Source organism: Nocardioides guangzhouensis, assembly GCF_004519545.1.
Classification (GTDB): Bacteria; Actinomycetota; Actinomycetes; order Propionibacteriales; family Nocardioidaceae; genus Nocardioides; species Nocardioides guangzhouensis.
Genome location: NZ_SDKM01000007.1, coordinates 110,664 through 125,203, shown reverse-complemented (window position 1 = coordinate 125,203; position 14,540 = coordinate 110,664). Strand labels below are relative to the sequence as shown.

Below are 14,540 nucleotides of genomic sequence, written 5' to 3'. Positions count from 1 at the left end.
GCGGCGGCGAAGGGCGGGAGGGGGACGGATGGCCCCGGAAGGAGCGCCGTCGCGATCACGTCCCCTCCCAACGCCGGGCGAGCCGGTCACAGCCGGGACCCTCCCGCGGTGTCCCGACTCGGTCGAAGGTCACGGCCGGCTTCATCACCACGAGGCCGGAGGAGTCCCGGTCCGGCACGGCGACCTCGCTCAGGCGTCGGCGTCCGTCGGGGTCGCGGACCAGGTGCAGCACCACCTCGATCGCCGACGCGAACTGGCTGTGCGCCGCATCGCGGCCGAGGCCCGCGCCGAGCGCCAGCGCCTCGACCCGGGCCGGGACGTCTGCGGCGGCGTTGGCGTGCAGGGTGCCGCAGCCACCTTCGTGACCGGTGTTGAGCGCGGCCATCAGGTCCACCACCTCGGCACCCCGCACCTCGCCGACCACCAGCCGGTCAGGACGCATCCGCAGGGCCTGCCGGACCAGGTCGCGCAGCACGATCGCTCCGGCGCCCTCGACGTTGGGCGGCCGTGACTCGAGGCCGACCACGTGCGGGTGCGGTGGTCGCAGCTCGGCGGAGTCCTCGACCAGCACCAGCCGGTGCGCCGGGTCGACCTCGGCGAGCATCGCGGCGAGCAGGGTGGTCTTGCCGCTGCCGGTGCCCCCCGAGACCAGGAAGGCGGTGCCCGAGGCCACCACCCGGCGGACCAGGGCCAGCCCGGCCGGGGTGAGGGCGCCCCGCGCCGCGAGGTCGTCGAGGGACAGCCCGGCGCGGTGCGGGACCCGCAGCGAGACCACGGTGCCGGGGTGGGCGACCGGGGAGAGCACCGCGTGGCAGCGGGTGCCGTCGACCAACCGCACGTCGGCGTACGGCGTGGCGTCGTCGAGGCGCCGCCCACCCGAGGCGACCAGCCGTTGCGCCAGCGCCCGGACCTCCTCCTCGTCCCGGAACCGCACCGGCGCCCGTTCCAGCCCGCCGCCGCGGTCGACCCAGACCTGGTCGGCGCCGTTGACCAGCACGTCGGTCACCCCCGGCTCGCGCAGGAGCGGATCGAGCACGCCCGCCCCCACCACGTCCCGGCGCAGTGCCTCGTGGACCGCGAGCACCGTCGTGTCGCCGACCGGGCTGCCCCGCTCGCGGAGCGCGGCCGCGACCTGCTGCGGCGTGAACGGGGCGCCGCGCGCGGCCAGCCGCTCCCGAACGTCCTCGAGGAGCGCGGCCGACACCGCACCGGTCATGCCGCCGTTCCACCGGCGGCGGCTCCGCCGTCGTGCAGCGAGGCCAGGACGCGGGCGGCGGCCCGGCCGAGCACGCTGCGGCGCGACCGCAGCGGCCCGAGCCCGAGGTCCACGGACTCGTCGAGGCCCCGCTGGTCGCCCATCGTCGTCAGCACCGCGGCGCCGAGAACCGAGGCGGCGTCGCGCTCGTCGACGCCGGCACCGCGCACCACCACGCCCACCGGGCCGGAGGCCGACACCCGTGACACCAGCCGCGCCGCCGAGGCGTAGCCGGGGATGGTCGCGCGGGCCACCACCACGAGGTGGCGACAGCGGGCCGCCAGCTCCTCGGTCACCGGGTCGGCGGCCCGGGGCAGGTCCACGACCACCACGTCGTGCCCGCGGACCGCGGCCGACATCGCCTCACGGGCCGCGAACGCCGGCAGCGGCCCGTGCGGACCGGTGGACCAGGTCAGCACGCCGAGCTGCCGTCGCCGGGGCAGCGCGTCGTGGAGCGCCCGGGCGCTCAACCGGCCTGTGGTCTGCTGCAGCGCGTCCCACCGGACCCCGTCGACCCGGTCGAACCCGAGCACCTGGTCGACGCCCGGCCCCTGCGGGTCGGCGTCGACCAGGCAGGCCGGACCGCGGCGGGCGGCGACCACCGCGAGCGCGCAGGCGAAGGTGGTGGCCCCACTGCCACCGGATCCGCCGACCACACCGATCGTCACCGCGTCCCGGACCGCCCGTTCCCCGGCGTCGGCGAGCAGCTCGAGCAGCCACTGGTCGGAGCGCGGGAGCTCGGCGACGTTCTCCGCGCCGAGCCGCACCGCGACCCGGAAGACCTCGTCGGGGACGGCGCCCAGGCCGACCACGTGCACCCCGCCACGGCGCGGCGGGCCGAGGTCGGCCAGCTCGGCGGCCACGTCGAGCCCGACCAGGACCAGCGGCGCCGCGGACCAGCTGCGCAGCGCCCCGCCGGGATCGGCGGCCACCTCCGGCGTGACGCCGGCCGCGGCGCTCAGGCGCAGCAGCTCGTCGAGCAGCGGGTCGGCACGGGTGATGATCAGCGGCGAGGTCATGCCCTCACCGTGCCCCCGCACCACGACGTACGACGGCGCCCGCGACGTCGCCTGTGGACGAACGGACGGGCGGACCGCCCTGTGGACGGAAACCGGGTCGCCCGGAGCCGGGACGGCCGGTGGGCGGGACCTACGACCGGACCACCCCGGCCCGCCGCGCGATCGCCACGGCGGTCAGCGCCGAGTGCACGCCGAACTTCCCGAGGATGCTCTGCACGTGCGTGCGCACGGTGTTCGGCGACACCCCGAGGATCTCCCCGATCTCCCGGCGGGACCGGCCGTCGACCAGGCACCGCAGCACGTCGAGCTCGCGTTGCGAGAGCCGGGCGACCACGGCCTCGTCGGCACTGCCGGCGCCGTCGGCGAGCACGGTCAGGCCGGTGAGCACGTCGCTGAGCAGGCCCGGCGGCAGGTGCGTCTCGCCCCGGGCCACGCCGCGCACCGCATCGACCAGGGTCGCCGTGCCCTCGAGCTTCGACACCCAGCCGCGCACCCCGATCCGGACCGCCTCCAGACACCGGACGTCGGCGTCGGCGCCGGTCACCACGACCATGCCGAGCCCGGGGTTGCGCTGCGCCAGCTCCCGGGCGACGTCGAGCCCGTCCTCCACTCCGAGCACCAGGTCGAGGGTGACCACGTCGACCTCCTGCTCGTCGAGCAGCGCCACCGCCTGCGCGCCCGAGGCCGCGGTGCCCTGCACCTCGAGGTCGGGCTCGGCGGCCAGCCGCTCGGCGAGGGCGTCGGCGAACACCTGGTGGTCGTCGACCACCGCCACCCTGACCCGCGGTCCCATGTGCTCGTGGTCCCGTCAGGTGCCGACGGCGGCACCTCCGGCCGGGGCGGACCCCGGCTCGTCGAGCACCGGCACCCGGCCGCTGCCCGGCTCGCGGAGGTGCGCCGGCCAGGTGTCGTCGGTGGCGTGCGCGGAGACCAGTGCGGCAGCCCGGAGCCGCGAGTGCACGCCGAGCTTGCCGAGCAGGTTCTGGACGTGGGTGCGTGCGGTGTTGCGGCGTACCCCCATCGCCTCCGCCATCTCCGCCGTGGTCAGCCCGTCCAGGATGCAGCGCATCACCTGCCACTCGCGGTCGGTCAGGAACCGCAGCTGCCACAGGGGGTCGTCGCGGTCGGTCTCGCCACCGGTGGCGGCGGTCCGCGGGGCCGGGACGTGGATGGGCGTCCCGCGCCCGGCCCGTTCCAGGTCGTCGAGGACCTCGGCCAGCGGCTGCTCCTTGCTGACGAACCCGGTGGCGCCCTCGACGCGGGCACGCTCGACCGTGTGGGCCTCGCGCCAGCCCGAGAACATCACCACGCGGGTCCGCGCACTGGCCTCGAGGATCGGACGGATCGCGGCCAGGCCGCTGCCGCCGGGGAAGTGCACGTCGAGCAGGCAGAGGTCGGGGGCGAACCGGCGCACCAGCCGTACGGCGTGCTCGGGCGTGGTCGCCCGGCCGACGACGTCGTGCCCGCGGGCGGTGAGGGCCAGCGCGAGCGCCTCCAGCAGCATGAGGTGGTCGTCCGCGAGCACGAGCCTCATGCGACGACGCCCTCCTCGTCCCGGGCCGCGCTCAGCCAGATCGCCGCCTCGGCTCCCCCGTCGGGTCCGGGGGCGAGCCGGAAGGTGCCGGTGCAGCTGGCGACGAGCGCCCGGGTGGTGGCCAGCCCGAGCGAGGTCTGCGGGGCCAGGCCGCCGGGACCGGGGCCGTCGTCGCGCACCGCGACCTCGACCACGGCGTCGCCGGCGGTGACCGCCACGTCCACCCGGCCGCCCGGCCCGGCGGCGCGGACGGCGTTGTCGACCAGGCACGCGATCGCCCGGGTGAGCGCCACCGGGCGGGCCGTCGCGGCAGCGCCCTCGACCGGGGCGTGCAGGTGCAGCGCGCAGTGGGCCGCGGGCTCGGCCGACGCGAGCGCCCGGCGCACGCACGCCACCACGTCGACCACGACGAGGTCGTCGTCGGCGGCGTCGGTGAGCACCGACTCGACCATGCGGCCCATCCACGCCACCTCGTCAGCGATCAGCGCCAGCCGCCGCTCCGGGTCGACGCCGTCGGCCTCGGCGAGCACCCGGATCGCGCCCAGCGGCTGCCGGAGGTCGTGGTACAGCGCACGAACCGGGTCGCTCCCGGCGTACGCCGGCGCCAGCTCCAGCATGGGGGTCCTCCGTTCGACCGACCCGGGAACCCCACGGCGCGCCCGGCCTCGACGGTCAGAATGCGTGGTCATGCCAACGTAGGTTGAGCGCGCAAAGCCGGACAATAGTCACAATTGCCCATGCAGCCCGAGGGCTCGGCAGCGCCCGGCGTGACGTTCAGACCGGCAGCAGGCCGTCCTCGATCAGTCGCCGTCCGGCCTGCAGCCCGGCCTGGTGGAGCACGTCGAACTGGTGGAACTCCAGGAGCCCGACGCCCAGCGAGGGCGGGGTCACCACCACCGCGCCGAGGGCCCGCGCCTCCGCGGCGGCACCACCGCTGCCGATGAGCATGGTGCGCAGCAGCGTCTCCCCGAGCAGCGGCACCCGCGGCGGCCTTGCCGGCCGGTCGGGCGGTGGGACGCGGGAGGGCGACCCGCCGGACCCGCCCATGCCGATGTTCACCGCCACCACCGGACCCTCGTCGCGCTCGGTGAGGGCGCTCGTCGGCAGGTTCGCGAGGACTCCGCCGTCGACGAGCACGCGCCCGTCGAGGACGACCGGGGGGAACAGCCCGGGCAGTGCGACCGTGGCCATGAGCGCGTCGAGCAGCCGACCGCGGCGGTGGACCACGACCTCCCGCGCGTTCAGGTCGGTGCTGACGCAGCGGAACTGGTGCGGCAGCGCCTCGATCGGCGTGTCCCCGAAGGCCCGGACCAGCCCGGCACGCACCCGGGCGCCGCGGGCCAGGGCGTGCCGCGGGAGCGTGTAGTCGGAGAACGGCTTGCGGCGCACGAACTCGGCGTACGCCACGTCCCGCACCTCCTCGCTGGACCGCCCGGAGGCATGCAGGCCGGCCACCATCCCGCCGACGCTGCAGCCGGCCACCCGGTCGACGGGTACGCCGGCCTCCTCCAGCGCCGCCAGCACACCGACGTGGGCGAGCGCCCGGGCCCCGCCGCCGGCCAGCACCAGCCCGAGCGACCGGCCCGCCAACCGGTCCGCGAGCGTCCGCAGCCCGGTCGGGTCGACCCGTTCGACGACGGTCACCTGCCACGCGTCCAGCGCCGCGCTCCAGCGCGCGGGGTCGGCCGCGAGCGGGGCCCCGACGAGCACGAGGTCGGCGCCGGGCGGCACCGTGGGCAGCGGACCCGAGGGGGCGTGGCCGGCGTCCGCGACCGCGACCACCCGGTCGGCCTGGCGTACGGCGCTCGCCCACCAGCGCGCGTCGCCGTCCGGGTCGGCGGCCTCCAGCAGCACCCGGTCGTGGTCCAGCTCGGCCCGGGCCAGCCCGTCGGCGTCGACCACGCCCGGGCGCACGACGGTGCAGTGGCGGGCCAGTCGCCCGGCCAGCACGTCGGCCACGGCGGGGACCGGCGCCCCCGGGTGCAGCGCGACCACCGCCACGGTCCGCGGGGCGGAGCCGCGCGGCGCCGGCCGGTGGGGCGAGGCCAGCTGCTCCGCGAGCACGGAGACCAGCGCCCGGGCCGAGTCGGGGTGGTCGACGAGCACCCGGTCGAGAGCGTCGGGCCGCAGCCGGCGGAGGACGGAGTCGCGGTGCGCGCGCACGGTGGCGCTGCGACTCCCGGCCGCGAGCACGGCCAGCTCGCCGAGCACCGAGCCCGGTCCGAGCAGCCGTAGCGGGGCGTCGTCGAGGACGACCTCGAGCCGTCCGGAGACGACGAGGTACGCCGTGTCGGCGGAGTCGCCGGCCCGGAACAGCTCGTCCCCGGCGGCCAGGTGGACGGTCTCGGCCGCGTGCAGGAGCGCGGTCCGCGCCTCGTCGTCGAGCCGGGCCAGCCAGGGCGCCCCCACGGCCGCCCCGGCCCCGACCTCCGGCGCGTCCTCGGGAGCCGCGACCCGCACGTCCCGGGCGACCGCCGCCGGGTCGCGGTCGGCCGACTCCGGGGCTCCGCGCTCGCGCACCCCGACCAGGCCCAGCGCCACCACGGCCGTGGCGGCGAAGCAGCAGGCCGCGAAGACCCAGCCGTCCCGGAACACGCCCTCGGCCTCGAGGGGCGTCGGGTCGCCGATGATGACCACCAGCAGGGCCACGCCGAGCACGCCGCCGAGCTGTCGCACGCTGGAGTTGATCGCGGAGGCCGTCGCGTAGCCGCCGCCGGGGACCGCGGCCAGGGACGCGCTGCCGAGGATCGGCAGGGTGGCGCCGACCCCGATCCCGCTGAGCACCTGGCCCGGCAGCCACTCGGTGAGGAAGGCCGGCTCGACGCCGGTGGCCGTGGCGTACCAGACGTAGGCGGCGGCCCACACCAGCGCTCCGGGCACGACCACGACGAGGTAGCCGTGCCGCTGGGCCACCGGGCCGAGCAGACCGGCCACGACCGCGGCCACCAGCGCGGCCGGCACCAGCGCGAGGCCGGCCCGGAGCACGTCGTACCCCCAGATGTACTGCAGCCACAGCACGTTCGTGAGCAGGTAGGCGTAGAAGCCCATCCCGGCGACCGTGGAGGCGACGTTGGCGACGGTGAAGCCGCGCTCGCGCAGCAGCGGCCGGTCGACCAGCGGCACCGGGTGCACGCGGGAGCTGACCGCGAAGCCGGCCGCGGTGACGGCGGCGCCGGCGAAGCAGAGCAGCACCCCGGCGCTGGTCCAGCCCCAGTCGTTGCCGGTGGTGATCGCGGTCGTGAGCAGGCCGAGGGCCAGGGCCAGCAGCACGGCCCCGCGTACGTCGGGCAGCCGGCGCCGCCCCGGGCTGCGGCTCTCCACGAGGCTGCGCCGGGCCAGCAGGACGGCCACCAGCCCGACCGGCACGTTGACCAGGAAGGCCCAGCGCCAGCTGCCCCACTCGACCAGTGCGCCACCGATCGGGGGCCCGAGGCCGGCCGCGACCGCGGCGGTCGCTCCCCACAGCCCGACCGCGTGCGCGCGCCGGCTGGACGGGAACGCCTCGATCACCAGGGCGAGCGAGGCCGGCACCAGCATCGCGGCGCCCAGCGCCTGCACCGCGCGGGCGACGACCAGCATCCCGACCGAGCCCGAGACCGCGCACCAGAGCGAGGCGAGCGCGAACAGCACGATCCCGCCGACGTACAGCCGGCGCCGCCCGAGGAGGTCGGCGAGCCGCCCGCAGAGCACCATCGTCGCGGCCAGCACGATGTTGTAGGCGTTGAGCACCCAGGACAGCTCGGCGATCGTGGTCCCCGGGAACGACTCGCGGATGCTGGGGAACGCGACGTTGACGATGGTCACGTCGAGGAAGGCGAGGAACGCGCCGAACGCGGCAACCAGCAGCACCCGCGACTCCGGCACCCGGCTCGACGCCGGTGCCGCGGTGGTCCCCTGCAGCACCCTCCCGACGGTAGGGACGCAGGGCCGCGCCGGGACCCCGCAGCGGTACCAGGACAAATGCCGTAGGCCGAAAGGACGAGGCGGGACTACGCCATTGCCCGCATGTGCCGGTCCGGTCCGGACGCGAGCATGGAGCGACCGTCGACCAGACATCCGACCAGACATCCGACCAGACCGGGGACCGCCGATGCCACGACCCGCCCACCGCCGACTTCTCTCGGTCCTCGCCGCCGTCGTGGTGGCCGTCGTGCCCCTCGCCGTCGCGGCATCGAACCCGGCCCGGGCCGATGCCGTCAAGGGCTCCCTCGCGATCATCTCGGTCAGCGACGCGGGGACCGGCCTCACGGGCCTGACGGGCGCAGCGGTCCAGGGACGGTCGACCTCGGTCGTGGTCGAGGCGCGGGACGAGACCGGTGCCCCGATGGCGGTCACCCGCGCCACCACCGTCCGGCTGACCGCGTCGGGCCCGGGCACGCTCGGCGGCACCACGACCGGCACCATCGCGAAGAACGCCTCGCGGGTGACGATCACGGGCGCGACGTACTCCACGTTCGCGAACGGCGTCGTGCTCACCGCCTCGGTCACCGGCGGCGTCAGCCTCGACCAGGGCTCGGCCACGATCAACGTGGCCTCGACCGCGGTCAAGGCGACCGCGAGGGAGGGCACACCCCTGAACGTGACCGACCCCGGGTGCGCCGCCCCGACCGCCGCGAACCCGGTCTGCGGTTTCCTCCGGCTGCCCAACGGCGGCACCGGCACCGTGCTGATGTACGTCGAGTCGTGCGTGGGCGTGTTCAAGCTCGGGGAGGTCGCCTGCTTCACGGGCTCCAGCCAGCAGCCCGCGGGACTGGTCACCGCAGTGGCATCGCTGAAGGACGCCGACGGCAACAAGCTCTACAGCAAGACCGACCCGGCCACGTTCGTGGTCGCCTGCGACAAGACCCTGTGCTCCAACGGCGGCGTGCCGAAGTTCCCGGTGGTGGCCGACCTCACCAACTCCGGCGACTTGATGCCGGTCTTCGACTGCCCGGCCAAGGGACTCCTCGGAGACGACCAGCAGGCTTGCCTGGACACCGTCCAGAGCAAGCGGGACAACGCGGGCGACCTCTACTCGGTGATCCTGTTCGACCACGACATCCGGGCGAGTCACCCGTGACCGGCTGAGTCCCCTCCGACCGGCCAGGGCAGCGGAACCCGGACCACCCCGAGCGCCTCGAGCTCTCCTGCGATCCGGTCCCCCGGGTCGCCGTCCGCGACGGCGCCCGACAGGACTCCGAGCCGCGCCTCGACCAGCTCGAGGAACACCCGCTCGTGCGCGAGGTCGGGCGACTCGCTGAGTCGCCGCCCCTCGGACAGCGCGTCGCCGGCCTCGGCGAGTCTCCCGAGCTCGACCAGGGCCGCCGCCCGAACCCGGAGCCCCGACGGCAACAGGGTGGCCGCGCCGATCGACCGCGCCGCCTCCACCGCGGACGAGGCGGTGCCGAGCGCCACGTCGGCCCGACCGGCCAGCAGGTGGGCCTCGCCGAGGGCGATGTCGGTCTCGGTGACCTCGTGCGGCTCGCCCAGGTCGACCAGCAGCGTGCGCGCCTCGGCCAGCAGGTCGGGGCCCTCCGCCCGGCCGTCGCGGGCCAGGGCGCGGCCCTGCTCCCGGAGCACCAGGGCGACCAGCTCCTCGTCGCCCACGGCCCGGGCCACCCGGAGCGTGCCCTCGAGCAGCGCCAGCGCCTCGGCGTACCGGCCCTGCCTGTTGAGCAGGTCGGCCTGGTTGTACGACGCGTTGGCCTCGTCGGCGGAGTCGCCCACCCGCCGGAACGTCTCGGCCGCCCGACCGAACATCTCCAGGGACTCCGTCCACCGCCCTTCCAGCAGGCGGCGGAGCGCCAGGTTGTTGAGGCTGTGCGCCTGCCCGCCGAGGTCGCCGAGCTCCTCGTAGAGCCGGAGCGCGGCCTCACCGTGGTGCTCGTCGTCCGGGGTACCGGAGAAGATGTGGACCGTGTGCAGGACGAGGTGGGCCTGGGCACGGGCGTCGAGCTCGCCGGCGGCGGTCGCCTCCGTCAGCGCAGACCGGGCGGCGTCGCCTGCCGCCGGGTACCGCCCCTGGCTGATCAGGACGGCGGCCCGCCGCGCCAGCAGGCGGGCGCGGTACGCCGCGGCCTCGTCGTCCTGCTCCTCCAGCCCGGACAGGCCGATGCTCAGCCGGCGCAGCGCGAGCGAGTGCCGGCCGAGCCGCTGCGCGACCTTGGCGCGCTTGAGCATGAGTTCCGCCCCACCCGTGCGCTGGGGGCGGGCCACGACGTACGCCTCGTGGTACGCCTCGTCGGCCGCCTCCGGCCGCCCGCACAGGAACAGCGCGTCCCCGAGCGACTCGAGGTCCTGCCCGCGCTCGGTGACGCCCACGACCGGCGACGCCCGTCGGGCCGCCTCGGCGGCGCGGGCGAAGGCCTCGGCGGCGGCGGCCGGGGCGTAGCGCTCGTTGGCGTGGTGGCCGGCGTGGCGGGCGTGCCGCCAGGCCGGTTCGTACCGGCCGCTGGCGAAGTAGTGCAGCGCCAGAAGCTCGGGACGCTCGCGGGCAGTGGTCCCGTCCTCCTCGAGCATCTCGGCCACCCGGCCGTGCAACGAGGCCCGGGTCCGGAACGACAGCCCGGCGTACGCGACCTCGCGGTGCACGGCGTGCCGGAAGGACAGCCGCTCCGGGCCTTCCTCGATGAGGAACGGGCGGAGCGCGCCGAGCGCCTCGCGGAGGGCCTCGTCGGTCACGCCGGGGTCGGTGCGGTTCGCCAGCCGGGCCAGCAGCGCCACCGGGAAGCTGGTGCCGAGCACGGCCGCGCGGCGCAGCAGGGCCCGGTCGTGTCCGGGCAGCGCGTCGAGCTGCACGGCGACCAGCTCCTCGACCGACTCCGGCGGCTCCTCGACGTCGGCCCCCCGGGCCGCGGCGTGCGCCAGCTCGCGGAGGAAGAGCGGGTGCCCGCCGGCCCGGCGTACCGCCACCTCGACGACGGCGGGCGGCAACGGCCGGCCAGGGGTGGCCGCCTCGACCAGGCGGCGGGCGGCGTCGGCATCGAGGGCGGCCAGGTCGATCCGCTCGCCCGGCGACGACCAGCCGTCGGAGCCGTCCCGACGGGTGCTCAGCACCAGCCAGGGGCGGGCCGCGGTCTCGCGCACGATCCGGTCGAGCAGACCGGCGCTCGCGGGGTCGACCAGGTGGGAGTCCTCGACCACGATCAGCGCGGGTCCGGGCAGCGTGGCGCCGAGCAGCTCGACCACCGCCTGCTGCGCGAGCTCGACCCGGAACTGCTCGTCGAGCAGGTCGACGGTGTCCCCCTCGTCGGCCAGCTCGACGCCGAGAACAGCACCGAGGAGCGACAGCCGCTCGACCAGGTCCGGCGCCACCCGGCGTACGTGCTCCCGCAGCCGGTCAGCGGGGTCGGCCGGGTCGTCCGGGCCGGGCGGGCCGGCGGCGCCGGCCAGCACCTGCCGGGCCGTGCCGTACGGCGCCAGGGCACCGCTGCGGCTGCCCCCGGCGGTCACCACGACCACCCCGGACGGGAGCTCCCCCGCCCGGGTCACCACCTCCTCGACCAGGCGGGTCTTGCCGATGCCGGGCTCGCCGACCAGCTCGACCGCACCCCCGGCCTTCCCCGCGGTCAGGCCGGCCACCGCCGCGGTGAGTCGGGCCAGCTCGTCGTCGCGGCCCTCCAGCGGCGCGACGGCATGCGCTGCGGACCGCTCCTCCGCGCCGACCACGGCCACGGTCTCGACCGGGTGCCGCAGCCCCTTGAGCCGCTGCGGCTCCCGTGGTTCGGTGCGGTAGGAGTGCCGGACCCGGGCCAGCACCTCGGCCGGGGCCAGCAGCTCGCCCGGTGTCGCGCGGGACGCCAGGCGGGCGGCGAGGTTCACCGCGTTGCCCTTGACCGAGTACGTGCGTCGGCTCGGCGGCCCGAGGTCACCGGTGAAGACCCGGCCGCGGGCGAGGCCGGCCCGGGCCGCGATCTCGCCGGGGTGGTCGAGCGCCGAGCGGACCGCGGCCAGCAGGTGGTCGGTGTCGTCGCCGGTGCTGAGCGGGGCGCCGGCGACCAGCATGATCTTGCCGCCGTCGACGTCGACGTCGCTCTCGTGGAACGACGCGCCGTGCGTCCCGACGGCCTCCTGGACGGTGCGCACCAGGGCGTCGACCGCCTCCGCGACGGCCGCGGGGCCGCGCTCCGACAGCAGCTCGTCGGTGCCGTCGAAGCGGAGGAACGCGGCGGCGACCGCCCGGTGCTCGGGCTCGTGCACGCGGTCGGCGAGGTGGGTCCGCAGCTGCGGCGGCAGCAGCACCTCAACCACGTCCGGGTCCGCGCGGGGCACCATCGCGGGCAGCGGGTCGGCCAGCAGCTGCGGCGGGACCCCGGTGACCAGACGGCCGGGGCCGGCGCGACGACCGCTCGCTCCCGGCGGCAGCAGGGCGGCGCAGGCCTCGCCGACGACCACCTGCCCCGCCCGGGCCGAGCCGTCGAGCCGGCAGACGTTGCTGGCGACCGGGCCGAGCACGATCAGCTCCCGGTGCCGGCCGGGGTCGCCGGCGAGGACGAGGTGGACGGTGCCGGAGTCGACCCCGCTCGACGCCCGCAGGACCACCTCGCCGACCGACGTACGCAGGCGTCCGGCGCGGCCCAGCACCCGCTGCATCCCCAGGGCGGCCCGGACCGCGCGCAGCGGGTGGTCGCGGCCTTCGAACAGCATCAGCACCGCGTCGCCGCCCCACTTGAGCAGGTCCGCACCCTCGGCCTCGGCGGCGCCGACCAGCACGCCGTACACCGCGTCGAGGACGCCGCTGAGCTCCTCGGCGCCGGCCCGGCCCTGGCGTGACAGCCGCTCGGTCAGCCGGGTGAAGCCGCTGATGTCGAACAGCACCAGCGTGCCGTCGACCTCCCGGTGCGCGAGCCCTGGCTCGGCCTCCGCCCAGGGCGGCAGCATCCGGGGCAGGTATGCCGCGTGGCCGTTCGAGCGCGCCGCCGAGTCCATGTGCACCGTCCGTCAGGCCGCGAGGAGGCGCCTCGAGACGATGGCCTCGGCCGCGCTCTCCGAGTCCCGGTTGCCGGTGACGGCCTCCAGGAAGACGTCCTGGTCGAGGGCGAGGAGCACCGTGTCGACCCGTGCCGCTGCCGACGCGGTCCGGGGGATGTCGCGCAGCAGCGCGATCTCGCCGAAGTGGTCCCCGGCGAGCTCGACGCGCAGCAGCGCCCCGGCCTGGCTGATCTCGACCTCGCCGGACTGGATCAGGTAGAAGGTGTCGCCGACGTCGCCCTCGCTGAAGACAGTCCCGCCGGCCGGCACCGCGACTTCCCGCACCTGCCGGGCCAGCCGTTCGAGGACGGTGCTCGGCAGCGGGCTGAACATCGGGATGCCGCGCAGGATCGCCAGGGCCGCCGGGGCCCGGAGCCGGGTGTCCAGGCTGATGAGGCGGGCCCGGGCCGGCAGCACGCAAGCCCCGACCGCGAGGCCGAGCCCAGCCAGCGCCCAGCGGAGCCCGACCAGAGACATGAGCAGCGGCATCAGGGCAGCGCCCAGCGCCATGGTCCCGATCGCCGCGGACTCCAGCGCCCCGAACACCCGGCCGAGCAGCCGGTCCGGGGTGAGCCGCTGGAGGAGGGTGTCGAGGTTGACGTCGACCAGCGGGTTGGCGAGGCCCAGGATCGCCATCACCAGCACCGCGGTGGCGAACGAGGGCACCAGCGCCACGATCACCAGCGGGACCGACCAGAGCACGACGCCCCAGGCGAAGTCGGTGGCCAGCCGCTGACGCGACGCCCGCGACAACGCGAGGAATCCGCCGGCGAGGGCGCCGAGGCCGAGCACGGACTCGAGGTAGCCGACGCCGGGCGCCCCGAGGTCGAGCAGGTCGAAGGCGATCGTGACCACGAACACCGCGTGCGCGCCCGCGACCACGGTCTGGGCGCAGCAGAGCAGCACCACCATGCGCAGGTCGGCGTGCCGGGCGATGAAGGAGATGCCCTCGGCGGTCTCGCGAAGGAATCCGGGCTCGGCGACGTCCGGCCCCGCCTCCTCCTCGTCGGCGGCGCTCGTCACTGGGACGTGCGGCCGGATGCCGGCGATCAACAGCGCCGACCACAGGAAGGTCGCCGCGTCGAACAGCAGCACGACCTCCACGTCGGTGGTGGCCAGCAGCAGGCCGGCCAGCGCGGGACCGACGAAGAAGGCGAGGCTCTCCAGCGTGCTGGTGGTGCCGTTGGCCGCAGTCAGCTCCTCGGGACGGGAGACCAGCGAGGGCAGGAGCGCGCGCATGGCCGGCCGGAACGGCGTCCCCATGATCGAGGCGAGGGCGGCCAGCACGAACACGACCGCGGTCAGGTCCTGGGTCATCGCGCCGGCGGCCAGCACCAGCAGCACCAGCCGGACCAGGTCGCTGGCCACCAGGATCACCTTGCGGCTCATCCGGTCGACCAGCGTGGCGGCGAACGGCGTGAACAGCGCCACCAGCAGCATCCGGACCACGGCCCACGCGGCGACCACCGTCGCCCCGCCGACGCCGTACGCCCAGACCGCGATGGCGGTGATGTAGGCCCAGTCCCCGATCAGCGAGCCGGCGAAGGCGAGGTTGACCCGGCGCAGGGCGGTGTTCGTGAACACCGTGCGCAGCGAGACCCCGGTCTCCTTGACCGCGGTGCCGACGACGCTCACGGTGCTCCCGACGCAGTGAGGGACCGGGGCATGCCACCTCCCGGCCTCAGGGTGGCACCCGGACCGGACCAGTGGCTCACACCGAAGACGCAGTGCGGACTAGGACGGATGACGTAGGAGCGCCCGCCCGGCCGACCTGCGCCCCGCG

At 76.1% G+C, this 14,540-nt stretch carries 9 protein-coding genes; 1 reads left to right on the top strand and 8 read right to left on the bottom strand.

Annotated elements, in window-relative coordinates; genetic code table 11:
* Positions 1–55: 55 nt before the first annotated feature.
* The 6 genes from EKO23_RS06690 to EKO23_RS06665 form a co-directional block, all read right to left on the bottom strand.
* Entirely contained in the window at positions 56–1,216 is a 1,161-nt protein-coding gene (locus tag EKO23_RS06690; RefSeq protein WP_134715462.1) for a TadA family conjugal transfer-associated ATPase, read from the bottom strand.
* Positions 1,213–2,274, bottom strand: coding sequence for a septum site-determining protein Ssd (ssd, locus tag EKO23_RS06685; protein ID WP_134715460.1), 1,062 nt, complete (start codon positions 2,272–2,274; stop codon positions 1,213–1,215). Before ssd ends, EKO23_RS06690 begins: the two co-directional genes overlap by 4 nt.
* A 130-nt stretch (positions 2,275–2,404) precedes the next feature.
* Positions 2,405–3,067, bottom strand: a complete 663-nt coding sequence (locus tag EKO23_RS06680; RefSeq protein ID WP_134715458.1) for a response regulator transcription factor — start codon at positions 3,065–3,067, stop codon at positions 2,405–2,407.
* A 15-nt stretch (positions 3,068–3,082) separates the two neighbouring features.
* A complete protein-coding gene (locus EKO23_RS06675) occupies positions 3,083–3,808 on the bottom strand; it encodes a response regulator (RefSeq protein ID WP_134715456.1) in 726 nt (241 codons plus the stop codon).
* Positions 3,805–4,425: a sensor histidine kinase gene (locus tag EKO23_RS06670; RefSeq protein WP_134715454.1), complete on the bottom strand. Its 621-nt coding sequence runs from the start codon at positions 4,423–4,425 to the stop codon at positions 3,805–3,807. Before EKO23_RS06670 ends, EKO23_RS06675 begins: the two co-directional genes overlap by 4 nt.
* Before the next feature lie 157 nt (positions 4,426–4,582).
* Positions 4,583–7,711, bottom strand: coding sequence for an MDR family MFS transporter/patatin-like phospholipase family protein (locus EKO23_RS06665; protein ID WP_217702507.1), 3,129 nt, complete (start codon positions 7,709–7,711; stop codon positions 4,583–4,585).
* A gap of 187 nt (positions 7,712–7,898) precedes the next feature.
* On the opposite strand from EKO23_RS06665, the gene EKO23_RS06660 reads away from it, so the two are divergent.
* The gene (locus EKO23_RS06660; RefSeq protein WP_134715450.1) at positions 7,899–8,867 is read left to right on the top strand and encodes a hypothetical protein; all 969 of its coding nucleotides are present in this window, start codon (positions 7,899–7,901) and stop codon (positions 8,865–8,867) included.
* Here the strand turns inward: EKO23_RS06660 and EKO23_RS06655 are convergent.
* Both EKO23_RS06655 and EKO23_RS06650 read right to left on the bottom strand, forming a co-directional pair.
* Positions 8,858–12,715: an AAA family ATPase gene (locus tag EKO23_RS06655; RefSeq protein WP_134715448.1), complete on the bottom strand. Its 3,858-nt coding sequence runs from the start codon at positions 12,713–12,715 to the stop codon at positions 8,858–8,860. The two genes, EKO23_RS06660 and EKO23_RS06655, sit on opposite strands and share 10 nt — an antisense overlap.
* Before the next feature lie 12 nt (positions 12,716–12,727).
* Positions 12,728–14,392, bottom strand: coding sequence for an MFS transporter (locus tag EKO23_RS06650; RefSeq protein ID WP_134715446.1), 1,665 nt, complete (start codon positions 14,390–14,392; stop codon positions 12,728–12,730).
* Positions 14,393–14,540: the final 148 nt, after the last annotated feature.

What these genes read in the sequence shown, in the direction of transcription:
- EKO23_RS06690 (WP_134715462.1), bottom strand. Translation starts at nt 1,216, where the DNA reads ATGACCGGTGCGGTGTCGGCCGCGCTCCTCGAGGACGTTCGGGAGCGG.
- ssd (WP_134715460.1), bottom strand. Translation starts at nt 2,274, where the DNA reads ATGACCTCGCCGCTGATCATCACCCGTGCCGACCCGCTGCTCGACGAG.
- EKO23_RS06680 (WP_134715458.1), bottom strand. Translation starts at nt 3,067, where the DNA reads ATGGGACCGCGGGTCAGGGTGGCGGTGGTCGACGACCACCAGGTGTTC.
- EKO23_RS06675 (WP_134715456.1), bottom strand. Translation starts at nt 3,808, where the DNA reads ATGAGGCTCGTGCTCGCGGACGACCACCTCATGCTGCTGGAGGCGCTC.
- EKO23_RS06670 (WP_134715454.1), bottom strand. Translation starts at nt 4,425, where the DNA reads ATGCTGGAGCTGGCGCCGGCGTACGCCGGGAGCGACCCGGTTCGTGCG.
- EKO23_RS06660 (WP_134715450.1), top strand. Translation starts at nt 7,899, where the DNA reads ATGCCACGACCCGCCCACCGCCGACTTCTCTCGGTCCTCGCCGCCGTC.
- EKO23_RS06655 (WP_134715448.1), bottom strand. Translation starts at nt 12,715, where the DNA reads ATGGACTCGGCGGCGCGCTCGAACGGCCACGCGGCATACCTGCCCCGG.